Raw genomic sequence first — 25,148 nt, 5'->3', positions numbered from 1 at the left:
TGCCCAGCGGCAGGGCCAGGCTCCAGTCAGAAGTGGCGGCTCCGGCTATGAGCGCAAGGCAGATGGGCCGGTCGACAATGCCAATAATGCAGGATGAGCGGGCCGCGCCAGCCAGGGCAAAAAAAAAGCGTAAGGCGCCCCGGTTGCCATCATTTCATATAAGTTGCTCATGGGGACCCCTTACGGTTTCTGTGGGGACACTGCGAAAATCAAGGAGCACTAGGTGCTGCTGGATAGAGCGCAGGTCTTCCCTGTCTTCGGCGGATAGCGCCACATGAGGAAGGATTTGCATTTTTTCAGGGCCGTAATGCAGGTTGCCGATATTGAGAGTTTCCATAATGATGCCCGCATTGCTCGCACGGCGTGCGTCCTGGCAATTCCCAAAAAGTACAAAACAATCTTCGCCGCAGGCGTCCAGCGTTATGGCCAGATCGTGTACAGGGATAAAGTGCGTGAGGATGCGCTGCGGCACGGCCAGTTCGATTATCTGCTGCCGCAAGGCGTCAGCCGCCAGTTCGTCATTGGCGACAATCAGATGCCTGGCGCCCGTGTAGGGCAACCACGCTTCAATGACCTGCCCATGCACCAGGCGATTGTCCACACGAAACCACATACATTAGCCGTCGTTTTTGGCCCGTGTTTTGTTGCGCAGCATATTTCCTGCGACAACAATGCCTTTGGAGCCTGCCTCGCCAGCAAGCTGCGCCAGCTCTTCCAGGCTTTTTTCACGGGAGGAAAAGACCTTGAGCAGCATGGGCAGATTCGCGCCCGTCACCACTTCCACCTTGTGGGTGGCGAGCAGGGCGAGGGCGAGGTTTGTTGGCGTGCCGCCAAACATGTCGGTGAGGATAATGACCCCCGCGCCCTTGTCCAGCCGCTGCGCGGCATCGGTAAGGCGGCGTACCGTTTCAGAAACTTCGTGGGCAACGTCCACACTGATGGAGCTACAGTCGCTTTGCGGGCCGAGGATGAATTCGGCTGTGCGCAGCATGGCCGAGCCATAGTCGGCATGCGAGACAACAATAATCCCTACCTGTGTCTTCTTGCTTTCTTCCGTCATGGCATTCCTCTCGGCTCAGAGCCTGCCAGCTTTTCTAGCCAAGTTCAAGATGTCGGTGTTCCAGAGTCGTGGGGTAGTCTGCCTGCTTCAGGGCCTGCGTGATTTCTTCGGCCATGGCCACAGAGCGGTGGCGGCCGCCAGTGCAGCCAACGGCAATGGTTACGCGGTAGCGGCCTTCAGTTTCCATAAGCGGCAGCATGAACAGCAACAGGTCCATAAGTTTTGTGCGAAATTCGCGCGCAGTGGGCTGCTCAAAAACATATTGCGCAACGGCCTTGTCCTTGCCGCTCAGGGGGCGCAGTTCTTCAACAAAGTATGGATTGGTAAGAAAGCGCAAGTCAAACACAAAATCGGCCTCACGCGGGACGCCATACTTGAAGCCAAAGGAAATAACATTGACCTTGATGGCCCGAAGCTTGCTTTTGCTGTCGCTCCAGCGCTTTTGAATGGCCCGGCGCAGATCATGAATGGAGAAGCGGGAGGTATCGACAACAAGGTCGGCCATTTCCCGCAAAGGGCGCAGGCTGTTGCGCTCGGAAAGCAGCGCTGTTTCAAGCCCCATGCCCTCGCGTTCAAGGGGGTGCGGGCGGCGCGTGGTGGCGTAACGGCGCAGCAGCTCCTGTACGTTGCATTCCAGAAACAAGAGCATGGGGCGGATGTTCTGGGCGGTGAGATCAGACAGCGCTTCATTGATCTCATCCAGAAAGTTGCTCTGGCGCAGGTCCATGCCAAGGGCGATTCCCTTGAAATGGCTCATGGAAGGGCGAGACATCATGCTTACCATTTCGGGGGCCAGGCTTGCCGGCAACCCGTCCACCACAAAGTGGCCCATATCTTCAAATACTTTCAGGGCCGTACTTTTGCCCGCGCCGGAAAGGCCGGTGACAATACACACGGCTACCGGCAGTTCGGCTGCAGTGTTCGCAGCCTGTGTTTTTTGTGGCTGCTTGGTGGTGGCAGTCATGATTCCCCCTGCTGTGCTTCCCGGCCGCCTGACATCAGACGGCCGGGAACAGGCGTAATTATAAGACGGGGTCAATCAGCGCGTAGCTGCTCGTGCGTGTGCGGTACACCACGTTGATGCGGCCATTTTCGGCGTTGAAAAACACTAAGAACTCACTGCCAATGGAATCAAGCTGCATAAGCGCTTCGTCAAGGTGCAGCGGTTTGGTTGCGAGGCGGTCAGTGCCTTCAACCGGTTGCGCCACTTCAGCGTCTGCATCAAGGTTATAGGTAAAGACGTCGACATCGGCGGAACGTGCCTTACGGCGTTGCGTCTTGACCCGCGAAACCTGGCGCTTGATCTGCGCCTCAACCTTGTCTGTCACAAGGTCAATGGCGGCGTACATATCTGAAGTCTGTTCCGTTGCGTTAATATGCAAACCTTCGCCAACAACCGTCACTTCGCAGCGATGGCGAAATTTGTCTACGGTAAGCACGACGCTTACCTCAAGACCGGCAGACTTGCCGAAGAAACGCCCCAGCTTTTCCATGCGGCGTCGGGCATACTTTTTAAGATGGTCGGAGGCTTCAAAGTTTTTGAAGGCAAAAGAGATGTTCATGTAATCCTCCTTATGATGTCAGTTCCCAGCATGGAGAACTGTGGAACCCGTCTATTAAGCGACGGTGGAAATTTGATGAACCATCTTTTTTTATAATTATTCGCCTCACGCGAGCTGCGGCGTCTGGGCCGAGCCGGGGGCAGGATCAGAAATGTTCCTTGCGTCTTGACGATGACGGAATATCAAGGGCGGTGCGGTACTTGGCCACTGTGCGCCGTGCAATGTTGACCTTGAGGTGCTCTTTAAGCATTTCGCCGATGCGCTCATCACTCAGGGGCGACCTGCTGTCTTCGTCAGCAATGAATTTCTTTATGAGGGCCTTAACGCTCTCAGAGCCTACCTGGCTGCCGTCATCGAGTTCCAGCCCGCTATTGAAGAAAAATTTAAGCTCAAAAATGCCGTGCGGCGTTGCCACATACTTGTTTGTGGTAATGCGGCTTACCGTGGATTCATGCATATTGATGTCATCAGCAATGTCCTTGAGAATAAGGGGAGCCAGACGGGTCACGCCATCCTCAAAAAAGGGCTGCTGGTGCCGTACGATGCTTTCCATCACCTTGTACAGGGTGCGCTGGCGCTGATAGAGGCTCTTGATGAGCCAGCTGGCCGAGCGCATTTTCTCTGTACAGTATTCTTTTTCTTTATCAGAGGACCCTTTCATGTCCATCTGGCTCAGGTTGGAAAGCTGCAACTGCGGCAAGCCGTCTTCGTTGAGCAGAATGATGAACTCATCACCCATTTTGTACACAAAAACATCAGGGCTCACATAGGTCGGTTCGCCACCGCCAAAGCTGGCTCCGGGCAGGGGGTCAAGACTCTGGATGATGTCCAGGTATTCTTTCAGTTCCTCCATATCCAGCTTGAATTTGCGCAGCAGGGGCTTGTAGCGCTTGGCTTCAAGGTCTTCCAGATGCGAGCGCACCAGCTCAAGCAATATGGGGTCGCGGTCATACTTCAGGTTTTTTATCTGTACAAGCAGGCATTCGCGGGCATCGCGGGCGGCTACGCCCACGGGGTCGAACATCTGTACCTTTTCAAGCACAACCTGAACTTCTGCCGGATCAGATTCCGTCATCTGCGCGATTTCTTCCAGGCTGGCATGCAGATACCCAGCTGAAGAAAGGTTGCCGATGATAACTTCGCCTATGTCTTTTTGCGGTTCGGTGAGGGAGGAAAGGCGCAACTGCCACAGCAGGTGCCCTTCAAGGGTGGGCTTGGCCGAGTAGCGCGCTTCGAGGGGCGAAATATCTTCGGCAACCTCAAACTCGCGCGGCTGCACAAGACGGGGAGTGCTGGCGAACTCTCCCAGGTAATCCTCCCAGTCGGCATCCTTGGCCAGGTCTTGATCGTACACCTCTTCGGCGGCTTTTTCCCGCCTGTCTTCCCCTTGATCCGGCGAAATGTCATCGCCCTGGGATTCTTCAAGAAAAGGATTGTCCAGCATTTCCTGCTGCACAGTCTCGAGAAGCTCCATGCGTGAGAGCTGGAGCAGCTTGATGGCCTGCTGCAATTGCGGGGTCATCACGAGCTGCTGAGTCAGTTTTAGTTGCTGTCGAAGTTCCAGTGCCATGAGCCTGTTCCGTCTTGAAAGGTCAGCAGAAAAAATCTTATTTACAAGTAATGTGCCATAGTGGCAAAAATTATGCAATAGCCAGAGGTTGCGCAACCAAAAACAAAGCAGCCCGTGAGATGGCGCGAGCTTTGCATCATTGTTTTCAAGGTGTTGGCATCAAGAGCAGCCTGAGGCCTGAAACGAAAGAAGGGAGGTCGCCCTCCCTTCTTTCTGTCATCAAAATATGATGCGATCGTGCAAGCCCTAAACCTTGGCGTGCTTTTTGGCTGCCGCAATAAATTCACGGAACAGCGGGTGCGCGTCCATGGGCCGGGATTTGAATTCGGGGTGGAACTGGCAGCCCAAAAACCAGGGGTGGTCGGGCAGTTCCACAATCTCCACAAGGTTTCCATCAGGCGAGGTGCCGCTGAAAATCATGCCTTTTTCCGCCAGGGCTTCCTTGAATTCATTATTGAATTCATAGCGGTGGCGGTGGCGCTCTTCAACCAGTTCTTTCTTATACGCTTCAAGCGCGCGCGAATTGGGCAGAACCTTGCACGGGTATGATCCAAGGCGCATGGTGCCGCCCTTGTCGCTGCCCGCGTCGCGTTTTTCAACGTTCTTGGTGCGGAAGTCGTACCATTCGGTCATGAGATAAATGACCTTGTGCTTGGAGCGGTGGTCGAACTCTTCGGAGTTCGCGTCGGTCATTTCCGCCACATGGCGGGCAAATTCGATGACAGCGCACTGCATGCCAAGACAGATGCCAAAGAAGGGCACCTTTTTTTCACGCGCATACCGGATGGCCACAATCTTGCCTTCAACGCCACGGTAGCCAAAGCCGCCGGGAACCAGAATGCCGTCGCAGCCTTTAAGATTTTCCGCCACATTGCTGGCGTCTATGTTTTCGGAATTCACGTAGCGCAGGTTCACCTGAACACGGTTAGCCACACCGCCGTGGATCAGGGCTTCATGCAGGCTCTTGTACGCCTCTTTGAGGTCCACGTACTTGCCCACAATGGCGATGGTAACCTTGCCCTTGGGATCGGCGCAGTCGCTAACGAGCTTTTTCCAGGCTTCAAGGTGGGCATTGCGCGCAGGCAGGCGCAGCATGATTGCCACTTTCTGGTCAAAGCCTTCCTCATAAAACTTCAGCGGCACTTCGTAAATATTGTTCACATCCACCGAGGAGAACACGGCGTCCTGATCGACATTACAGAAGAGGGCGATCTTGCGGCGCAGTTCTTCGGAGATGCTCTGCTCACAGCGGCAAAGGATGATGTCGGGCTGAATGCCGATGGAAAGGAGCTCTTTTACGCTGTGTTGGGTAGGCTTGGTCTTGTGTTCGCCCGCGGAGCGCAGGTAGGGCACAAGGGTAAGATGGATGTTGAGGCAGTTGTCACGGCCAAGATCGGAGCGCAGCTGGCGTATGGCTTCAAGAAAGGGCAGACCTTCAATGTCGCCGACGGTGCCGCCGATTTCAATGATGGCCACATCCGGGGCATCATCGCCTTCAGCCAGCGACAGTACCACGCTTTTGATCTCGTCGGTAATATGGGGAATAACCTGCACCGTGGCGCCCAGATAGTCGCCGCGTCGCTCCTTGGCGATGACCTGATTGTAGATGGCCCCTGAGGTGGTATTGTTTTTCCGCGACATGGGCACATTGAGGTAGCGTTCGTAATGCCCCAGGTCCAGGTCGGTTTCAGCGCCGTCGTCAGTGACGAAAACCTCGCCGTGCTGGAAGGGGTTCATGGTGCCAGGGTCAACGTTAATATAGGGATCCAGTTTCTGTATGGTTACCGTAAGGCCGCGGGTTTGCAGCAGCGCGCCCAGTGAGGACGCCGCAAGGCCCTTGCCCAGTGATGACAGAACTCCGCCCGTCACAAAGATAAATTTCGTTTTCATGCCTTCCACCTTGATGTCTTGGTCGCTTTTCCGCACAACCCTGTATCCTTAGCCTAAAATGATTTTTTTGGCTAGCATTGACTATCGAAAACAAGGTACGTAGTGTGTTATTCCCTCTTCAGCACGCATCGGTACAGCCCGGCTCTGCCTGCGGCTCGTGGAGTGCGGGCTGTTTTCGGCCCTCAGGCTGCGCACTGTGCGTCTGGTCAGCACAGGCGCGGCTCGTGAAGATTTGCTAGCAAGCCAAGGAGGCTTTACCCGCATGGGCATGGTCAATACACTGGTCATCACCGGCTACGGAACAAATTCTCATCTTGAAACGGCCCATGCAGCCCGCCTGGCCGGTGCAGACAGAGCCGATGTGGTTCACTTTTCAGACATCGTGGCAGCCAAGGTTCGGCTGTCAGACTACCATTTTCTGGTTTTCCCCGGAGGATTCCTTGATGGCGATGACCTGGGGGCAGCCCAGGCCGCTGTAATGCGCTGGCGTTACCTCAAGGACGCACAAGGCGTTCCCCTGCTGCAAAGTTTGCGCGACTTTCTGGAGCAGGGCAAGCTCATTCTGGGCATTTGCAACGGCTTTCAGTTGCTGGTCAAGCTTGGCGTGCTGCCGGCCCTTGGGGGCATGCGCTTTGAGCGCCAGGTTTCGCTTGGGCACAATGATTCTGCCCGCTACGAAGACCGCTGGGTGCACCTGTTGCCCAATGCGAAAAGTCCCTGTGTTTTCACCAAGGATATGCCCATGCTGTGCATGCCTGTGCGTCACGGAGAAGGCAAGCTTGTGCCGCGTGATGAAGAGTGTCTGCGCCGCCTTGAATCGGAAAATCTTATTGCTCTTCAGTATGCCGATCCCGAAACAAAGCAGCCCACACAGGAATATCCGCTCAATCCTAACGGCGCGGCACTGGCCATCGCCGGGCTTACCGACCCCACAGGCAGGGTGCTTGGGCTTATGCCGCACCCCGAAGCCTTCCATCATGTGACCAATCATCCCGCCTGGACGCGCGGCGAGCTGGACCCCCCGGGAACATTGCTGTTCGTCAATGCCGTGCGCTATCTGCGCGGTCAATAAATTTCGGCAACTGAAAATTTCACCAACTGAAAATTTCGGCGACTGATACTAAAAAAAGCCGGGCATGTGCCCGGCTTTTTTTAGTACTACGCATTCATGGCAATTCAGCTTTTGCCGTTGAACATGCTCTGCACGCTCTTGCTCAATGAGGCCATGGCGTCATCGAATTCGTGCTGCAGGCTGTCCATGAGTTCCCGAACCGAGATAATCTTGTTTACCCGCGACACGTTGGCGCCGCAGAAGGCGAATCCGCGTTCAAGGTTGCCCTTCATGGCGTTGATGAGCGCCTGGGCGATGCAGTACGGCGTCTTTTCCTGTTCGCAGGTGTGCACGCAGTGGAAGACGCATTTGAAAGGCTTTTTGTTGCCTTCGCGCGCGGCCTGGATGAAGTTGTTGATCAGGGCGCGCCCGGGCATGCCCACCGGGCTTTTGATGATGGTGACGTCTTCAGCCGTGGCCGCAAGGTACGACTGTTTGAAGCGCTCATCGGCATCGCACTCGTGAGTGGCGACAAAACGGGTGCCCATCTGCACGCCGGAAGCGCCAAGGTCGAGAAATTTTTTGATGTCTTCGCCGGAGTACACGCCACCGGCGGCAATGATGGGCACAGCCTTGCCGTACTTGTCTTCCAGGGGCTTCACGGTTTCGATAACCTGGGGCACAAGCACTTCCAGCGCGTGCGCGGGGTCTTGCAGTTCTTCAGCCTTGAAGCCGAGGTGCCCGCCAGCCTTGGGGCCTTCAACCACAAAGGCGTCAGGCACGTAGTTGAAGCGCGAAATCCATTTTTTGGCAATGACGGAAGCCGCACGCGCCGAAGAAACTATGGGCACAAGTTTGGTTTTGAACTCTTCTTTTTTCTCTTCGCAAGCCTGGAGGAGATGCTTGGGCATGTCCAGCGGCAGGCCCGCGCCGGAAAAGATGATATCGGCCTTGCTCTCGATGGTGGTACGCACCATCTGGCTGAACGTGGTCAATGCCACCATGAGGTTGACGCCCACAATGCCGTTGGTCATCTGGCGGGCTTTTTCAATCTCGGTGCGCAGGGCGCGCAGGTTGGCGGTAAGCGGATCCTTGGCGACGTCAGGCTCCTTCATGCCGATCATGGCTCCGGCAATAACGCCGATGCCGCCTTGATTGGCCACTGCGGAAGCGAGGCCCGAAAGCGATATGCCAACACCCATGCCACCCTGTACCACAGGAATTTTGGCGGTGAGATGTCCTATTTTCAACGCGGGAAAAGACATTGCAAGACCTCCGTCCTGACTTGTATGGAACATGCCCAACACCCTTCGCCGGCGCTGGTCAGAGTATCCCCCATATATAAATTAGGCGCAACAATAGCTGCAATTTTCACAAGATGCAATAACCCTGCACACACTTTTATTGGTAGCGCCAACATGCTGGTATTTATATGGAACAAAGACCGTAATACGGGCACCACTGACAATGTTTGTCTGGCCGGGCCGAGAAATTGGGGGAGTGTTCCATGTGCATCAGGGTCAGGGTCAGGGCAGAACGGCAGAATCCCAGAGCCGCATTCAGGTCTTCATCCACAAGGCCGCCGAACAGGGGATGCTCCCTTCCCTCGTCACGCAGTTCCACCAGCGCCGCGTCGCCCAGCTGGGCCATGCCGCAGGCTCCCGTCATGGACAGATAGCACGGCAACTGCAGGCTGGGCAGACGGGTGCGCAGTTCTTCAAAAAGGTTTTCAAGCTGTTCCAGTCGGGCGGGGTCACTCGTGGCGTCCGCCATCAGCGAATCACAGAGGCTTTCGGCACGGGCAAAGTAGGGCAGGTCGGTCCACAGGCTGCCGTCATGCTTTTTAATAGCGCCAGTTTTGTAATCAAGGATGTACAGCAGATCGTCACGTCGGTCGACGCGGTCCACAGTGCCGACAAAGTCGTAGTCGCGTCCGGCAAGGCGCAGGGTTGCTTTAAGTTCCTGTTCCAGAGCCATGATAAGCACATTGTCCGGTTGGCTTGCCAGAAAACGCATGAGCCGCATGGGGGCCGCTTCTTCAAGCATCAGGCAACTGTCGGCTGGCAGCAGACGACGTAAGTCCGCTGCTTCCAGCTGCTCAAAAAAACGGGCGCGCACTGTTGCGGGCGAGATGTCGCCAGAGCGAACAACCCTGTGGAGATAGGGTTCATAAAGGGCCTTGAGGGTATTGTGAATGCAGGTGCCCACGGCTGCCGGATCATCACCTTCATTAATTTCCTGCGGCGGGCGCAGGTTGCACAGATACTGCCAGGCAAAACGCAGGGGGCATTGAAGGTAAACGTCCAGCCGGGTGGCGGAGAGCGGCGTGCGAAGCAGACGTGCCAAAGCGGCGTTGATTTCAGCCCCGCGCGTAAGAATTTTTGTTTCTGTGGCTGCGGCCCGTACTGCACAGCTTGCAGTTTCAAGCGGCGCTTCACCGGGAGTGAGCAATGCCCCACGCCTTTGCTCTTCGTGCCAGAGCAGCTGTTCCACAAAACGGCTGCGGCTTTTTTTGCCGTCAAAAAGCGCTGAGCGGCTGATGCCCTCCTGCCAGAAAAAGGCCACCTCGTCCGCTCCGGCGCAAAGCCGGTACAGGGTGTGCGCGGCGGCCCTTTCACGACGGCGCGAGTCCGGCAGCCCAAGGGTTTGCCGTAAAGAGTCCGGCAAGAGCGGATCCTGTGCGGGATTGCCGGGCAGTTTGTCGTCGGTGGCGTCCATGATGAGCACGCGGTCAAAATGCAGCAGGCGTGTTTCAAGCATGCCAAGTACCTGTAAACCCGTGAGGGGTTCAGCCTCAAAAGGAATGCGCTCCTGACCGAGGACTTCCCGAACCATGCCCTGAAGCGTGATCAGCGGAAAGTCTGTTTGCGCCAGAAGGTTTTCACGCAGAACGGGCACAGCCTGCCGCATAAGGCGGTACATGGCTTCCGCGTCCAGGGGAAAATGCTTCCACAGTTCGCCGCCGCGACTGCGCAAAAAAGAACACAGGCTCTGAAGAACGTCGGCCATGTCCTTGGTTGTGCTGGCGGCGGATGGCGCATGCACCAGAACTTCCAGCGTTTCTTCCAGCAGCAGGGCCAAAGCTTCCGGCATCTGGCCCCGGCAGGTGCGTACGGCTTCATCCATGTCCACGAAGCGCGCCCCTTCGCGAATGTGCCTTTCAAGCAAACGCAGCGCGTCGCGCAGGAGCAGAGGATTACCGTCTTCATCCTGTGCGCGCAGCATGTTCACATACGGATGTCGCAGGCATTGCAGCACTTGCCGCCAATAATAGCGACCTTCGTCGCTTCTGGTCGCCTGAAGCCGCAAAATGCCGTCCAGCAGGCGGTTCAGCGGCGAGCGCTCCAGGGGATACCCCATGGAGATGTTGACGTCCTTGTCCGGTAAATGGTGCAGCACCGGCATGAGCAGCGAACTGTCCGTGAGCACCACGGCGGTGGAGGCGGCCTCCGTGGATTCCAGGCCAGTCCGCGAGATGTCGGGCACGGATTCCAGGTCGCGGCGCAAGGCTTCAAGCTGGGAGTGGCAGTCATACCCGGCAAAAAAGCGGTAGCGGGGCTGGTGGGCTTTTTCCTGCTCGGTAAGGGGCATGGCCGCAATTGCCCGCGCATTCCAGCGACGCAGCCACGCCGCCTGTTCTTCGCAGGCCCAATGGACGCTCCCCGTGCTTTCAGCAAGGGCCGGGTCACTGTGCAGGCAGATTTCGGCTCCATCCTGCCAAAGCCGCTTCAAAAGTTGTTCTTCTCCGCCTGTGAGCAGTGAAAAACCCGCTATGACCACAGGACGATCCGGGCGTGGAGCGAACAGGGGCGGAACCGGCGGGTTGCTGCGGGCCAGAGTGAAAATGTCCAGCCCTGGCGTTGTCCAGCTGTTGTTCAGCAGGGCGGCCTCATAGGCCTTGCTGATACGGCCCAGCGCGCCCAGCAGGGCCGCTGCCGGAGCGGCCACTTCATTTTCCAGATGGCTGATATCCGTTATTTCCACCAGTTGGCCGTACATTTCTTCCAGAAGGGCGGCCAGGCGCAGCCCCCAGGGCAGAAAGAGCGCCATGTCCATACGGGCAAAGCGGGCGGCGAGGCTGCTGTCTTCACGGGCAAGGGCATTGATGCATTGGTGCAGCACTGCCACACGGTCCAGCGTATTGGCCGTGTGCAGGGGGGCGGAACTGTCGAAAGCGCGCCATGAAGCCACGGCATCGGACAAGGTCATGACCTTGGGCAAAAGCCCGGTGTACCCGTCAGCCGCATAGAGCTGCACAAGATAGCGCCAGGGCCGGTTGTGCGGAACCAGCGCCAGAGCCGAGCCGGGGCGGCCCTGAGTGCTCTGGTTCAGGTGATCCTTGAGGGCAGGCAAAAAAGGCCGCTGCCAGGGAAAAATCAGAAAGGGAGAGGCGCTCATGACTGACCTTCTTGCGTGGGCAATAATTCATGGCAGTCTGAAACCAGTTCCGAAGCGCCGTCCAGCGTCACAAGGCGAAAAAGCTGCTGGTCAAGGTACACCAGAAGCCCTCTTGCAGAGGTTTCTTCCTTGTCCTCATCCCGGTTCAGGCAGGCGAGATATTTGCGCACCTGCTCCACGTGCTCGGCATCGGGCTGCCCGCTTTTGTAGTCAAGAACGAGTGTTCCCCAGCTTTCACGCACCAGCAGGTCCATGCGTAAAAGGTGGCCGTCGTCGGTCATGATGGAATGCTCCGGCCAACCGTTTGCCAGCCAGCGGGCTGACGGCGGCTGGCTGGCAAACCAGCGCAGGGCTTCGGTCACGCCCTGATGGATGTCCGCCTCATCCGGCACGGGCAGGGGATAGTGACGCAGGCCGAAGTGCAGGGCGGCCTGGGCGTCTTTTAGCGGATTGCCGGTGATACGCAGATGTTCCAGGCAGAAATGCAGCAGGTTGCCCCTGTCTTTGGGCCTGAAGTCAAAAGCCTCCAGCGGATTGCGAAAAATTTTCAGGCGCGGCAGCCACTGCATGGGCCGCCAGTCTCCAGGAGCGGCCGGAACCGGAGCAGGAACCGGAACCGAAGCGGGGACAGGCGCCGCAATGGCTTGCCCGTTCTGCTCTGCCCGCACGGCGCATTCGTCCTTTTGGGATCGCGCACAGATGGCTTTTTCAGGTATGGGCGCAATGGATGGCTGTTCCGCGCTGCTGCCCCCGGCAACTTTTGAGGCAGGGGGCAGGCTGCCCAGCGTATAGGGAGGCTGCCAGCCCGTGCGTTCCCATAGTATGTCCAGTCCCGCCAGAACGGGCGATTGCCGTTTTGCCGTTGTGCGAAAGACGTACAGGGCGTCTCTGGCCCGGGTAAAGGCCACGTAGAGCAGATTGAGGCTTTCCCGCCCCTGGCGGGCCAGCTCTTCGTAATATGGGCGGCCAAGAGCCTTCTGGTTACGCACCATCATGCTCAGGCCCTGGCGCTCTTCACGCATGGGCTTGTCCGAAACCGAGAGGTTCAGGCCGGTAAAGGGAACGAAAACCACCGGAGCTTCCAGCCCTTTGGATTTGTGCACCGTCATAATGCGCACGGCGTCCATATTTTCCGGCATGGGAACTTTTTCTTCGTGATTTTTGGCGTCCCAGTGCTCAAGAAAAGTAGACAGCGTGGCAAGCCCCTTTTCTTCGGCGCTGTGCAACACTTCCATAAAACGTCGCAAAAAGGTTGAAGATTCAGGAAAGCGCTGCTCCACCTGAAGGCGCGCGTACCACTCAAGCACCGTATCATAGGGCGTCATCAGGCCGGACTGGCTGAAGAACGGGGCCAGCAGGGTCTGCCAGATGCGGGGCCAGCGCTGGCGAAAATTCTGATACAGGAGGCCCCTTTTTTGTTGGGCGCACCAGCCGACCAGATCGGTGCGGGCAAGCTCGGCGGCCTCTGCATGGTCGTGAAACATGCTGCCCGTCACAAGCGTCATAAACGCAATATTGTCGTCAGGGCTGTCAAGAAAGGCAAGCAGGGCCACAGTCTGTATGATCAGGGGATGGGCGGCAAGAAGAAGGCTGTTTTCGGTAATGACGGGGATGCCCTGCCGCACCAGATGGTCGGCCAGGCGCGCGGCCCCATCATTGCTGCGCACCAGAACCAGCACATCGGCCCAGGGGCGGTGCGGGGCTATGTCTTCATGCAGGATATTGCTCAGTCGTGTGAAGACTTCGTCGCGCAGAAGTTCGGAGGAGTCGGCCGCCACATCCTCCACCTGCACAAGGCCGCCTTGGGGCGCGTGTTCCGGGCATTGCTGGGTGGTGCCCTCAAAGGCGCTGACCAGCGCCGCCACAGAAGAATTCATGATCTCATCGCGCAGGTCTGGCGGCATATCGCCCGGCAAAAGAGCGTTCATGACCGCCCGTGCCGTCTCCGGCTGTTCCAGCGGGGAGAAGAGGGCGTTGTTGTGTTTCACTACCTGTCGGCTGCTGCGCCAGTTGAAGGGCAGGCTGTCGCGGCTGGATGTCGCGGCAATGGCGGTAAGGCCTTTGTCGTCAAGAATTCCGTCAAAAAGTTCCGGGTCGCCATCACGCCAGCCGTAGATGGACTGCTTCACATCGCCCACCCAGGTCAGTGAACCGCCATGGGCAAGGGCTTCTTCCACCAGGGGGCGAAGAGCGCGCCACTGCTCCTGACTGGTGTCCTGAAATTCATCCAGAAGAAAATGACTGAGGCGGGTGCCCAGACGGCAGAGCGTGTCCGGCACGCCGTAGTCGCTTTCAAGCACCTGCCGCGCCAGATGGGGAATGAGCAGACCAGGAAGCGCGCCTTCCTGTTCCTGATTATGCGCAAAGGCCGAGGTCAGGATGCGGGCCATGCGGATGGAAGGCTCAAGACGCAGGGCCTGGCGCAGGATATGCCCGTCCGCGAGGCACGACTCCGCAGCCCGGGAAAAGACGACATAGGCCCTTTCCACCTCGGCATCAATGCTCGCGCCCTTTTTAAAAACCTGGGCGGCTTCGTCCTTGGTCAGATAGGCAGAAGCTTTATAATCGCCATTGGCCCATGCCTGGATGGCCTTCAGCGCGTTTGCCAGCCAGGGCAGGTTCTGACGTGCGGCCAGTTCCAGCAGACATGCGGCGGCCTGCTTTGCGGTGTCGTTGAGAAAGGCAAGCCGCGCATCAAGCTCGTCATACGAAGAAAGCTCGCCAAAATCGCCCAAAAGGGCGCTGTCCAGCAGGGGGCGCAACTGGTGCAGCAGCTTTTCGCCCGCAAGAAAGCCCTTGCTCTGCCCGTGCCAGACCATGGCCCGGCAGACCTGGCGCAGGAGGTCGCGCATGCCTTCATCACCCTGCCAGGCTTTTTCCAGCAAAAGGTCGAGATAGGGCGTCAGCGCCTCTTCGGTGGCAAAAACCGGCTGAAAGTCCGGATGCAGCTTGAGTTCAAGGGCGGCGGCGCGCACGATGAGGTGCAGCAGGCTGTCAATGGTGCGGATGTTCAGCGCGCTCATGTCGCGCATAATGGCGTCAACCCAACGTCTGGCCGTGGCGGGGTCAAGGTCGAGCCCCTGCATGGGGCTGCCCAGCGCCGCGCTTTTCAGCTGCCGGATAACGCGCTCGCGCATCTCGGTGGCTGCGGCATTGGTAAAGGTGACAGCCAGGATGTCGCCCCAGCCGCAGGGGCCGCCGTAAACAAGGGCGCAAGCGGGAGAAGCCGCTCTGCCCGGTGCGCCACTGCTGATGAGGCGTTGCAGAAAGCAGCGCGTCAGCTCATAGGTTTTTCCCGATCCGGCGGATGCTTTGACTTGTCGTAAATGCTGCATGGAAGCTATATAGGAGGCAGCATACCCTTGAGCATGCCCTGTCCCGTTGACTCAAGCACGGCCCGCCACAGATCCGAGTAGATGTTCAGCTTGCGCCGCTTGCGCGTGACCAGTTCCAGAGGAAGATGCACGTAGCGGTCCTGAATCTTTCCCACCACCATGTCCGTACGGCCAGCCATGGCGGCGTGCACGGCGTATTGGCCCAAAAAGCCGCAATACACCTTGTCATTGGCGTTGGCAGGCACGGAGCGTATGATGTAGCTCGGGTCAATGTATTTTATGGAATGGGCCATGCCGCGTGCATCAAGGTAGGTGTTGATGAACGTGCGCAGCAGCTCGGAAATGTCGCCAAGCACGGGGTTGCCCGAAGCATCCGTGCCGCTCTGTTCTGCCAGCAGGTGCTGGCCCGCGCCCTCTGCCGCGACAATGACGGCATGGCCGCGCGATTTCAGGCGTTCTTCAAGCGCGGGCAGCAGACCGCCCTCACCTTCAAGGGAAAAAGGCGCTTCAGGAATAAGCACAAAGTTCACTTCTTTCAGGGCCAGCGCGGCCCTGGCGGCGATGAACCCCGATTCGCGCCCCATAAGTTTTACAAGGCCAATGCCGTTGGGCACGCCGCAGGCTTCTGTATGGGCGCATTCGATGGCTTCTGTGGCCTTGAAGACAGCGGTTTCAAACCCAAAGGACTGGGGAATGAAATTGATGTCATTATCAATGGTTTTGGGAATGCCAATGACGGAAATCTTCAGACGGCGGGCATGCACCTCATTGCTGATGGCCCGTGCGGCCTTCATTGTGCCGTCGCCGCCAATGACAAAGAGGGCGTTGACGTTACTGCGTTCCAGCGTGTCCACAATTTCCTCGGCGGACTGCGGCCCGCGCGAAGAACCAAGCATGGTGCCGCCAAAGCGGTGAATGTCTGCCACGCCCTTGGGCGTCAGTTCCTGAAGGGCATGCCCGTACTTGGGAATAAAGCCTTCCAAACCGTAGGGAATGCCCAGGATTGACGGCACGTTGTAGGCATGAAAGGCCTCCATAACAATGGCGCGTATGACGTCATTGATGCCGGGGCAGAGCCCGCCGCAGGTGACTATGGCGCACTTGGCCCGCGTGGTGTCAAAATAGAGTTTGCGGCGCGGCCCGGCGGCCTCAAGGCATACGCTGAAAGGCTGGCCCGCATCTTCAGTCAGCTCTTCATCCACGAATATCTGTATGGATTTGTCATCGGCCCAGGTGCGGTAGGGCAGGTGAGAATCCAGCTTGCAGGGGCCGAGGGTGTGGATGCCTGTCTCTAGGGCGCATTCTTTATTCATGTGGGCCTCGCGGTAAGTTATTTGCTCAGTCCAAGCTCGTCGGCATGGGCGCGCATGGCTTCAATGGCCAGAGCCAGAAAGGCGTCCAGTTCAAGCCCGGCTTCGGCGCACTGGCGGATATTCTCGCGGCTGACGCTGGCGGCAAAAGCTTTATCCTTCATCTTTTTCTTGATGCTCTTTACTTCCATGCCTTCAATGCCCGTTGGGCGCATGAGGGCCGCAGCGCTGATAAGGCCGGTGACGCTTTCGCCACAGCGTAGCGCATAATCAAAACGGCTCTCGGCCCGGCCCCCGTTCATCTCGGCGGCATGGGCGCGTATGGCGGCAAGGGCCGGTTCCGGCAGTTTGTCTGCCAGCAGGTCGGCGCTGTCCAGACCGTGACGCTGCGGATTTTCCGCCGTGGTCGGGTAGTCCAGATCGTGCAACAGGCCAGTAATGCCCCACACCTCTTCATCTTCGTTCAAATGGCTCGCCAGCGCCCGCATGATGGCCTCCGTGGCCAGGGCATGCTGCATGAGGGACGGAGGGGTGGCGTGAGCAGCAAGAAGTTGCAGGGCTTCATTTCTTTCTATCATCATAATGGCTCCTGTATCTTCTTAATGTAAAGCAGGGCAGGGGTGAAGGCAAGTCAGGCCGGGGAGTTGCCCCATTTTGCCTTGCAATGGTAACAGCCCCGCGACCATTGCCCGTAAACGCGTCAGCTTTGCCTATGCGCTTGCACAAGTAGGCATTGCAGGGCTAAACTCCGCCAAGCCCTGTTTGGCGACCCGCCGCCCAACTGTCCTCGAAGTGCGGAAGTTTTGCCCGTAATGGCTTGCTGCATGCCCTTGTTCGGGGCGTACGGTTGACAGCGGGCTTTTTATGACCGAAAAGAATTTTTTTGGAAATCGTTTCACAAGGTTTTGCACCGTGACCTCAATGCCCATATATGGCCTGCGTTTTCGCGCGCTTGGCCAGACAAGCTATTACAGCGGTCCTGCCGGTCTCAAGCCGGGGGAGCATGTGCTTATTGAAGCCGAACAGGGGCATGCGCTGGCCGTCATTGTCTCTGGCCCGGCCCATCCGCTGTCTGATCAGGAAGAACCGCTGCCGCAGATTTTACGGCTGGCCAGTCCCGAAGACGTGCGGCGCGGCGAAGCCAACGAGCAGTTGAGCAGGGAGGCGCAGGCCTTTTGCCGTCAGTGCATCCGCCAGCGTGATCTGGATATGAAGCTCGTGGATGTGGAGGTCTTTTTTGACCGCAGCAAACTCATTTTTTACTTCACAGCGCCTTCGCGCATTGATTTTCGCGACCTTGTGAAGGACCTTGTGCGCGAGTACCGCGCGCGCATTGAGCTGCGGCAGATCGGCGTTCGCCACGAAACCCAGATGGTCGGCGCTGTGGGCAACTGTGGAATGGTCTGCTGCTGCCGCCGTTACCTGCGAAAATTTGCGCCTGTGACCATCCGCATGGCCAAGGAGCAAAACCTTTTTCTCAATCCCGCCAAGATATCCGGCATTTGTGGCCGTTTGCTCTGCTGCCTTTCTTATGAGCAGGAAAACTACGATCACTTCCATAAGAACTGCCCCCGGCTCGGCAAGAAATACCAGACAGACAAAGGCGCCATGAAGGTGCTGCGGGCCAATATGTTCCGCAACTCGCTGGCCGTGCTCACCGAGGCCAATGAAGAACTTGAGCTCACGCTTGAGGAGTGGCAGGCTCTTTCGCCGCACAGGCCCGAATCCGTGCAGAATCCGCAAAATCCGCCGCGTCAGGCCCCCAAGCCTCAGATTGGTGACGGCCTGCTGGTAGTTTCCGCCGCGCCGGACAATCTTGAGCAGCTTGATATGATGGATGAGCTTTTTCCGCAGGAAGAACCTGATTCGCAGCGCGGCCAGGAAAATGGCGGCGAAGGCGCGGGATTCGGCCACGGCCATGACGCCGCTAATGGCGATGCTGGCGGCGGGCAGGGCGATCCTGGCAAGCCGCGCCGCAAGAGGCGTCGCAAGCCGCACAGCAGGCCAGAGTAATTTAGGGCAGAGTAATTTTTGAATGCACGTGCGCAACGTCTACGGTCAGGTCCGCTGCGGCCTTGACCACGCCACTGAATTGTGTTCGCGCCTTCTCGCGGGTTTCTGCCCGCGCGTCCGCCCGAACGCTTCAGGCGATACTGCTCTGATATTGAGAACAAAATAGCCAATCAAGCCTACGGAGCCTTGAGTGAACACCTTTTTTATCACGACGCCCATTTACTATGTCAATGCCAAGCCCCATTTGGGGCATGCCTATACCACTGTCGTGGCTGATGCCATGGCCCGGTTTCACAGGCTGATGGGGCAGGACACGCTCTTTCTCACGGGCACGGACGAACACGGCGACAAGATCGTGCAGGCTGCTGAAAAAGAAGGTAAATCGCCCAAGGAATTTGTGGACGGCATCAGCGTCCTTTTTCAGTCTCTCTGGCCCAAGCTGGATGTTGCCAATGACCGCTTCGTGCGCACCACCGATGAAGCGCACAAGGCCTCTGTGCAGGCGTTTTTACAGAAAGTTTACGATGCCGGGGACATTTATTTCGGCGAGTTCGGCGGCCATTACTGCTATGGCTGTGAACGCTTCTACACCGAAAAGGAACTGGAAAACGGCCTTTGCCCGCAGCATCTGGTCAAGCCGGAATTCATCAGTGAAAAGAACTATTTTTTCCGCATGTCCAAGTATCTGCCCTGGCTCAAGGAGCACATTGAGCAGAATCCTTCCTTTATCCGGCCTGAGCGCTACCGCTCGGAAGTTCTGGCCATGCTGGAATCCGGCGCTCTGGAAGACCTGTGTATATCCCGGCCCAAATCGCGGCTGACCTGGGGCATAGAACTGCCCTTTGACAAGGATTATGTGTGCTATGTCTGGTTTGACGCCCTTCTCAACTATATAAGCGCGCTGAACTGGCCTGACGGCAAGGACTTTGAGCATTTCTGGCCGGGCGAGCATCTTGTTGCCAAGGATATTCTCAAGCCCCACGCCGTGTTCTGGCCCACTATGCTCAAGGCGGCTGGTTTGCCCCAGTACAAGCACCTTAACGTGCATGGCTACTGGCTTGTGCGTGATACCAAGATGTCAAAATCACTTGGTAATGTGGTTGAGCCCGAAGCCATGAGCCAGCGCTTTGGCGCGGACGCCTTCCGCTATTTTCTGCTGCGTGAAATGCACTTCGGGTCGGACGCCAGCTTCAGTGATGAAGCCCTGACCGGCCGTATCAACGCTGACCTTGCCAATGACTTGGGCAATCTTTTTAGTCGGGTGCTTTCAATGACCGCCAAATATTTCGGCAGCCGGGTTCCCGCCCCCAAGGCATTTGACGAGTCGGACGAGGCCATCATTGAACTGACCGCCACGGCCATGCGCAATTTCAGCCAGCTTTTCGGCAACGTGCAGTTTTCTCAGGGGCTTGAATCTCTGTGGGAACTGGTGCGCGCCCTGAACAAGTATGTGGACAGTCAGGCGCCCTGGGCCTTGCACAAGCAGGGCAATATGGAGCGCCTTGCCACTGTCATGTATGTGCTTCTGGCGGCCATGCGCAAAACGGCAGTGTGTCTGTGGCCGGTTATGCCGGTAGCCTGCGCAAAAATGCTGGAACAGCTCGGCCAGCCTGTGGAGCCCGGCATGCCTCCCGTGCGTGCCCTTGAAGCCGAGATGGACAATTTTGAAGGGCTTGTGCCGGGCACGGTGGTGGCCGAGGCCTCAAACCTCTTCCCACGCATCGAGGTAAAAAAGGACTCCGGCGAGGCCGAAAAAGCCAAGGCCGCCAAGGCAGAAAAGAAAGCCGCCAAACAGCAGAACGCGGCCAGCAGTCAGCCCCAGGCCGTATCCGCTGGTGCTGGGCAGGCCGGCGCGGATCAGGACGTCGCTGCAGCAGGCAAGCCGAACATAGATTTTGACCATTTCAAGGCTCTGGACATGCGTATAGGAACGGTGCTGGTTGCTGAAAAGCATCCCAATGCCGACCGCATTCTGCGTCTTGAAATTGACTTTGGCGAAGGGCAGCCCCGCCAGATCCTTTCTGGTCTGGCCGAGCACTATACGCCTGAGGCAATGGTGGGAAAACGCGTGTGCGCAGTGCTTAACCTTGAGCCGCGCAAGATTCGCGGTCTCATGTCGCACGGCATGGTGCTTACAGCCGGGAACGATTCGACCCTGACCCTGCTGGGTCTGGACTCCGATGTCCCCAACGGCAGTGAAATAGCATAGGCTTGGTTTGGAGCATGCAGCCTTTGAAAAAAGGCTGCATGCTCCAATGCTGCACGAGAGAACAGCGCGCCATGGCGTGGCGTGGATTCTGCCGAAAAACGTATTTTTCGGCAGAACGCCACATTGAAATGTGAAGCATTACAAAGTTGCTCTGATCTGGTGGCTGACGTAGCTCTCGGTAAAGGCGGGCTGATCAGTCCCCCTTGCTAGAGGGCTTTTGTTGAAACAGACGCTCCAGGGCCATGGCATCCAGCGGGGTGAGGTTGAAGCGCATGCCTGCTTCATCCAGCAGCGTGGCCAGGCTTTTGTCAGGATGGCGCGCACGTTCTTCCGACAGATAGGCAGCGGCTTTACGTACCAGCTCGCCCTGCGGCATAATGGTATTCATGGCATACGTCCTTTTTTTCACCAATAACCGGTTGACCGTTTTTTGGCAATAACGGAACATCAATACGCGAGTATGCGGTGCCCGCCACGCGCCTACACGCCCAAGCCAGCGATTCGCCGCACGGCGCGCATTACAGAGGCCATTTATGGACAACTTGCTCACTGCCTTGATTCTGAGCATTGTTGAAGGGCTGACAGAATTTTTGCCGGTATCTTCCTCCGGCCATCTCATTCTTGTTGGCGATTTGCTCGGTTTTGTCGGTGAAAAAGCGGCCACCTTTGACGTTGTTATTCAACTGGGGGCCATTCTTGCGGTTGTGGTGCTTTACTGGAAGCGGTTTTGGGGCCTGGTTCGCCCGCAGCCCTATGTCCGTTTTGCGGGCATGCGCGGCATCACGCTGCTCATTCTCACATCGCTGCCTGCCTGCGTTCTTGGCCTTTTGCTGCATTCCTACATCAAGGAACACCTGTTCCGCCCGGCCACCGTGCTTATTGCTCTGGTGGTGGGCGCGCTGTGCATGATCTTTGTTGAAAAGCGCAAGTTCAAGACAACCTGCATCAGCCTTGACGATATGACGCCAAAGCTGGCCCTGGGCATCGGCTGTTTTCAGTGCCTTGCCCTCTGGCCCGGATTTTCACGCTCTGCGGCAACCATAATGGGCGGCATGCTTTTAGGGGCCAAAAGGCCTTTGGCGGCGGAGTATTCCTTTATTGCGGCTGTGCCCATTATGGTTGCGGCCACAGGCTACGATCTGCTGAAAAATCTGAGCATGTTCACTTCTGCCGATATTCCTTTCTTTCTGGTGGGCATGATCGGCTCTTTTGTGTCGGCCTTGCTGGCGGTGAAGGTTTTTGTCGCCCTGGTGGGGCGCATGACCCTGGTGCCCTTTGCCGTTTACCGGCTCCTTATCGCGCCTTTTGTGTATTATTTTATGGTGAACTGAGCGGTACGACAGCCCGCCTGCCGGACGCCAGAATACGAAAATTGATAGGGTGCAGGGTGTTGGAAAAATTTTACTTGCCAAGGTTGGGCAAATCTTATATTTAGATCGTCGCGCTGCCTGAGGGCAGTACACGGCAAGGTAGCTCAGTTGGTTAGAGCATGCGGTTCATACCCGCAGTGTCGGGGGTTCAAATCCCTCCCTTGCTACCATTGAAATACAAGCACTTGAAATCATTTAAGTGCTAGAGATATAAGGCCCTTATGCTTGAATGTTGTACACAAAGGTTGTACACACGGAGGCATGAGGGCCTTGTCTTTTACCCCGCCAAAACCCTGCCGGATACCCAAAAGCCGCTCCTTTTACTTCAGGATGCGAGTCCCTACAGACTTGCTAGAAGTCTACGCGCCAAAGACTGAATTGAAGTTCAGCCTTCAGACTGAGAACTATAAAGAAGCTCAGTCAAAAATTCTTCTCAAAGCCCAGCAGCTTGAGCAGGAATTTAGCGAACACAGGCGAAAGCTTAAGGCCAAGCCTCAACCGCTTCAGACCTCCCCAGGCATTCCAGATCTAGCGCAGGTACAAGCCCCAGCCCTGACCCCATTTGAGCAGGTTTCAGCCCTTGAACTTGACCGCCTTGCCCTTTTGTACCCGCATGAAGCTTTACGCAAAGATGAAGCCAAACGAAGGGCACCCTTGCGCAAAGACGTTAAGGAAGCCAAGGCCGCTTGGGACGAGCAACAGGCGCTTTTGGTTGAACTCAACGCAGCCAAGGGGCTTTCGTACACACCCAAGCCCTTTAGACGGCTTTCAGGCATCACTGAGGAAGAAGCGCAACAGCTAGAGCGAAACGCAGAACTTTTTGTAGCCGCTTCAGAATCTCTCATTACTGAGGGCGACACCCACATAATTGAACCAGTGGCAGATAGCTATCTTGCAGAGCATGGCATAGCTGCCCCCAAAACCGAAGAAGACCGGCTGACTTCTGAAGTCTATCGCAAATTCTGCCTTGATATGCTGCTTCAGGAAGCTACGGTTCAGAAAGTTATCTTGCAGCGTTCAAGGGGGGCATGGATTGAGACCCCAGAGAAGCCAAACGCGAGCCAGATGGCTTCTGATATGGCCCGGCCTAAAAAAGCGGCTCATTTACAGCAAAACGCCTCAGGAGCGGGCACAGACCCGAACTTGATTCCTTCCATCGATAACCCGCCATTGTCGGAGGTCTGGAAGCGGTATCTTGAGGAGCGCAAGCCTTCCCCCGGCACCCTTAGAAGTTTTCAGCCCGCCATGCGGCGCTTCATTGAGCTTGTGGGGGATTTGCCCATCAAGTCAATCACGAAGACCCATATTCGGCAATACAAAGATGCCCTTGTTAATCTTCCCACCAACCTGCCGCGCAGCATGGACAAGAAAACCTTTCCAGAAGTGCTTAGATGGGTAGAAGAACAAAGGGCAAAGGGCATAAAGTTTAATGTTCTTGCGCCTAAAACAATTAATGAAGGTCGCCTTGCTGTACTTAGCACTGTGTTTACAACAGCTATCAGAAATGGCTATATAGATTTTAACCCTGCATCTGGGATTACAGTATTTGAGCAGAAAGCAAAGACAAGGGTTCCAGTAAAGAATCCCTATTCCCAGCAGGATATTGAAACCATCTTCAAAAAGTCTAGCTTGTTTAGCCAAGGCTCAACGCTGGGAACTTTGCCAAAGGCACAGCAAGCGACAAACCGCAGGGGCAAGAGATACCCCGCATGGACAGCCGAAGCTGTACGGACTGATTACCGTTGGCTTTTGCTCCTTGGCATGTACACCGGGGCAAGAATTGAAGAGCTTTCCCACCTTCAGGTTGGGGACGTTTTACAACGTCAGGGCATTTCCTGCTTATCTATTTATGCCAATGAGGACGGAACACGGACGATCAAGACGGCTACAGCCCAGAGACTAATCCCCGTTCACCCTCGGCTTCTTGAGCTTGGCTTTTTGTCTCACGTTCAGAAACTCAAAAGCCAACATGGGGAACAAGGGCAGCTATTCCCGACATTCATTCCCAACGCTCAAAACAAAATGAGCGACAAGTTTACAGACTGGTGGAAGAAATATTCGGAAGAAATAGGCATTCGCCAGAGCAGTGGAGAAGAGGGGAGAGCGGGAGCAGCCAAGCCAAAATCCTTCCACAGCTTCAGGCATCTCTTTAAGAACATGGGTATGAACTCTGGTGTAAGCCAAGAACACTTAGACGAAATTCAAGGTCACGCAGACAACAGCGTTTCCAGTGGTTACGCCTTGGATGAAGACGGCATGAGATTTAACCAGAAGGTACTTTTTGAAGCCATAGGCAAAATGCAGTTTTGGAATGTGACTGATGGGATTGAAGCAAGCATGAAGCAGAGGGGGCAGTAACAATGAAAACCCTATGCCTTGTTTTAGCCCTGCTTCTTGTTTATACTTCAGTAGCCTATTGCGTTAGCTGGGATGAAGATAAAAGACCATATATTGAAAGATTCAGGGAAATTGAAGCGGCTTATAAGCAACGATTCTTAGACAGTCAAAAGAAGAAAAAGGAAGCTGAAATGCCCTCCAGCAAGCGGGCTGCCGAAGCAAAGAGGAAACAAGAGGAAGCCCAGCGGATTCAAGATGCTGTTGATGAACAGTTAAACAACAACATGAAAGAACGACTGAGCTACACAGAGCAGATAGTTAATAGCCTCATTTACTAGAGCATGACCATAAGAGGTAGGGAAATGGATGTTTATATTTTAGTGACAGTTTTAATTATTGTTGTGTTCTGTTTTGGTCTATATCACGCTAAAAAAGAACGACAGGATGATGAGCACCACTAAACACGAACTTCACACTCTGAAGGGATACGACACTACCGTACCACTAGCCCCAAACTCTCCAAGGGTCGGCACACTATGCAGACCCTTTCCGCAAGCAACGCCCACGCGCCCTAAGGATTACTTAGGGCAATCCTCCCCAGCTCTCGCCAGTTATCGGGATACACACCAGCCGTGTACCCCTTTCAGTCTTCCCCAGCCCATACCCCGATTTACCCCAAATCCCGCACGAAATCCCCAGCCCCGACCCATTGCCAGCCTTAGTCTATTTTGGCCAGCCAAATTCAGGCCGGGGTGGCAAAGGTCGGGCTACACGACCTTTCAACAATTTCAGCCTCTTAGCAACTACCTGCCATCAATCGGAAGAAGCCGCTCCGAATTACCTTCCACCTATCGGAAGAGCACCCAAAGCCGCCGCAAGTTCTCCAAGCGGTTTTCTCCTGCAAATTCAGTCTATTGGAATTAGGTTCCACCATAGAGAGAGCACCCAAAGCCGCCACTAGCTTTCCAAGCGGTTTTCTTCTGCAAATTAAGTCTATTGGAATTAGGTTGCACCTATCGGAGAAAGAGGTGGTCTTTCCCTGC

At 56.2% G+C, this 25,148-nt stretch carries 18 protein-coding genes and 1 tRNA gene; 7 read left to right on the top strand and 12 right to left on the bottom strand.

Annotated features, from left to right (window positions below):
* Positions 1 to 154 precede the first annotated feature (154 nt).
* From BCS36_RS02400 to BCS36_RS02375, 6 genes are all read right to left on the bottom strand, one after another.
* Positions 155 to 613: a PTS sugar transporter subunit IIB gene (locus BCS36_RS02400; RefSeq protein ID WP_291301326.1), complete on the bottom strand. Its 459-nt coding sequence runs from the start codon at positions 611 to 613 to the stop codon at positions 155 to 157.
* A gap of 3 nt (positions 614 to 616) precedes the next feature.
* Positions 617 to 1,060, bottom strand: coding sequence for a PTS sugar transporter subunit IIA (locus tag BCS36_RS02395; protein WP_291301325.1), 444 nt, complete (start codon positions 1,058 to 1,060; stop codon positions 617 to 619).
* A gap of 34 nt (positions 1,061 to 1,094) precedes the next feature.
* A complete protein-coding gene (rapZ, locus tag BCS36_RS02390) occupies positions 1,095 to 2,024 on the bottom strand; it encodes an RNase adapter RapZ (RefSeq protein ID WP_291301324.1) in 930 nt (309 codons plus the stop codon).
* A 58-nt stretch (positions 2,025 to 2,082) separates the two neighbouring features.
* Positions 2,083 to 2,622, bottom strand: coding sequence for a ribosome-associated translation inhibitor RaiA (raiA, locus tag BCS36_RS02385; protein ID WP_291301323.1), 540 nt, complete (start codon positions 2,620 to 2,622; stop codon positions 2,083 to 2,085).
* Positions 2,623 to 2,767: 145 nt separating this feature from the next.
* Complete coding sequence (gene rpoN / locus BCS36_RS02380) at positions 2,768 to 4,192, bottom strand: RNA polymerase factor sigma-54 (RefSeq protein WP_291301322.1); 1,425 nt, start codon at positions 4,190 to 4,192, stop codon at positions 2,768 to 2,770.
* 246 nt (positions 4,193 to 4,438) lie between these two features.
* Positions 4,439 to 6,082 carry a CTP synthase gene (locus BCS36_RS02375; protein WP_291301321.1) on the bottom strand — a complete coding sequence of 548 codons (1,644 nt, stop codon included), beginning with the start codon at positions 6,080 to 6,082 and terminating at the stop codon, positions 4,439 to 4,441.
* Positions 6,083 to 6,344: 262 nt separating this feature from the next.
* Here BCS36_RS02375 and BCS36_RS02370 point away from each other — a divergent pair, with 262 nt between their 5' ends.
* Positions 6,345 to 7,154, top strand: a complete 810-nt coding sequence (locus BCS36_RS02370) for a phosphoribosylformylglycinamidine synthase subunit PurQ (RefSeq protein WP_291301351.1) — start codon at positions 6,345 to 6,347, stop codon at positions 7,152 to 7,154.
* Positions 7,155 to 7,258: 104 nt separating this feature from the next.
* On the opposite strand, the gene BCS36_RS02365 is transcribed toward BCS36_RS02370, so the two are convergent.
* The 5 genes from BCS36_RS02365 to BCS36_RS02345 form a co-directional block, all read right to left on the bottom strand.
* Positions 7,259 to 8,398 (bottom strand): nitronate monooxygenase family protein, encoded by a 1,140-nt coding sequence (locus BCS36_RS02365; RefSeq protein ID WP_291301320.1) that lies wholly within the window; start codon positions 8,396 to 8,398, stop codon positions 7,259 to 7,261.
* A 163-nt stretch (positions 8,399 to 8,561) separates the two neighbouring features.
* Positions 8,562 to 11,531 carry a PD-(D/E)XK nuclease family protein gene (locus BCS36_RS02360; protein ID WP_291301319.1) on the bottom strand — a complete coding sequence of 990 codons (2,970 nt, stop codon included), beginning with the start codon at positions 11,529 to 11,531 and terminating at the stop codon, positions 8,562 to 8,564.
* Positions 11,528 to 14,866: an exodeoxyribonuclease V subunit beta gene (locus tag BCS36_RS02355; RefSeq protein ID WP_291301318.1), complete on the bottom strand. Its 3,339-nt coding sequence runs from the start codon at positions 14,864 to 14,866 to the stop codon at positions 11,528 to 11,530. The genes BCS36_RS02360 and BCS36_RS02355 overlap by 4 nt, the downstream gene beginning before the upstream one ends.
* Before the next feature lie 5 nt (positions 14,867 to 14,871).
* Positions 14,872 to 16,179, bottom strand: a complete 1,308-nt coding sequence (locus BCS36_RS02350; protein ID WP_291301317.1) for an ATP-dependent 6-phosphofructokinase — start codon at positions 16,177 to 16,179, stop codon at positions 14,872 to 14,874.
* 17 nt (positions 16,180 to 16,196) lie between these two features.
* Complete coding sequence (locus BCS36_RS02345; protein ID WP_291301350.1) at positions 16,197 to 16,754, bottom strand: HD domain-containing protein; 558 nt, start codon at positions 16,752 to 16,754, stop codon at positions 16,197 to 16,199.
* A gap of 343 nt (positions 16,755 to 17,097) precedes the next feature.
* Between BCS36_RS02345 and BCS36_RS02340 the strand changes: the two genes are divergently transcribed.
* Positions 17,098 to 18,189 carry a regulatory iron-sulfur-containing complex subunit RicT gene (locus tag BCS36_RS02340; RefSeq protein ID WP_291301316.1) on the top strand — a complete coding sequence of 364 codons (1,092 nt, stop codon included), beginning with the start codon at positions 17,098 to 17,100 and terminating at the stop codon, positions 18,187 to 18,189.
* A 190-nt stretch (positions 18,190 to 18,379) separates the two neighbouring features.
* Positions 18,380 to 20,398 (top strand): methionine--tRNA ligase, encoded by a 2,019-nt coding sequence (gene metG, locus BCS36_RS02335; protein ID WP_291301315.1) that lies wholly within the window; start codon positions 18,380 to 18,382, stop codon positions 20,396 to 20,398.
* A 193-nt stretch (positions 20,399 to 20,591) separates the two neighbouring features.
* On the opposite strand, the gene BCS36_RS02330 is transcribed toward metG, so the two are convergent.
* Positions 20,592 to 20,786 carry a hypothetical protein gene (locus tag BCS36_RS02330; RefSeq protein WP_291301314.1) on the bottom strand — a complete coding sequence of 65 codons (195 nt, stop codon included), beginning with the start codon at positions 20,784 to 20,786 and terminating at the stop codon, positions 20,592 to 20,594.
* A 145-nt stretch (positions 20,787 to 20,931) separates the two neighbouring features.
* Between BCS36_RS02330 and BCS36_RS02325 the strand changes: the two genes are divergently transcribed.
* From BCS36_RS02325 to BCS36_RS02310, 4 genes are all read left to right on the top strand, one after another.
* Positions 20,932 to 21,729 carry an undecaprenyl-diphosphate phosphatase gene (locus BCS36_RS02325; RefSeq protein WP_291301313.1) on the top strand — a complete coding sequence of 266 codons (798 nt, stop codon included), beginning with the start codon at positions 20,932 to 20,934 and terminating at the stop codon, positions 21,727 to 21,729.
* 132 nt (positions 21,730 to 21,861) lie between these two features.
* Positions 21,862 to 21,938 (top strand) — tRNA-Met (locus BCS36_RS02320).
* Positions 21,939 to 22,029: 91 nt separating this feature from the next.
* Entirely contained in the window at positions 22,030 to 24,126 is a 2,097-nt protein-coding gene (locus BCS36_RS02315) for a DUF6538 domain-containing protein (protein WP_367209101.1), read from the top strand.
* Positions 24,127 to 24,128: 2 nt separating this feature from the next.
* Complete coding sequence (locus tag BCS36_RS02310; protein ID WP_291301311.1) at positions 24,129 to 24,443, top strand: hypothetical protein; 315 nt, start codon at positions 24,129 to 24,131, stop codon at positions 24,441 to 24,443.
* Positions 24,444 to 25,148: the final 705 nt, after the last annotated feature.

Source organism: Desulfovibrio sp. MES5 (assembly GCF_002237645.1).
Taxonomy (GTDB): domain Bacteria; phylum Desulfobacterota; class Desulfovibrionia; order Desulfovibrionales; family Desulfovibrionaceae; genus Desulfovibrio.
The sequence above is the reverse complement of the archived record's forward strand: the minus strand, read 5'-3'. Positions and strand labels throughout refer to the sequence as shown.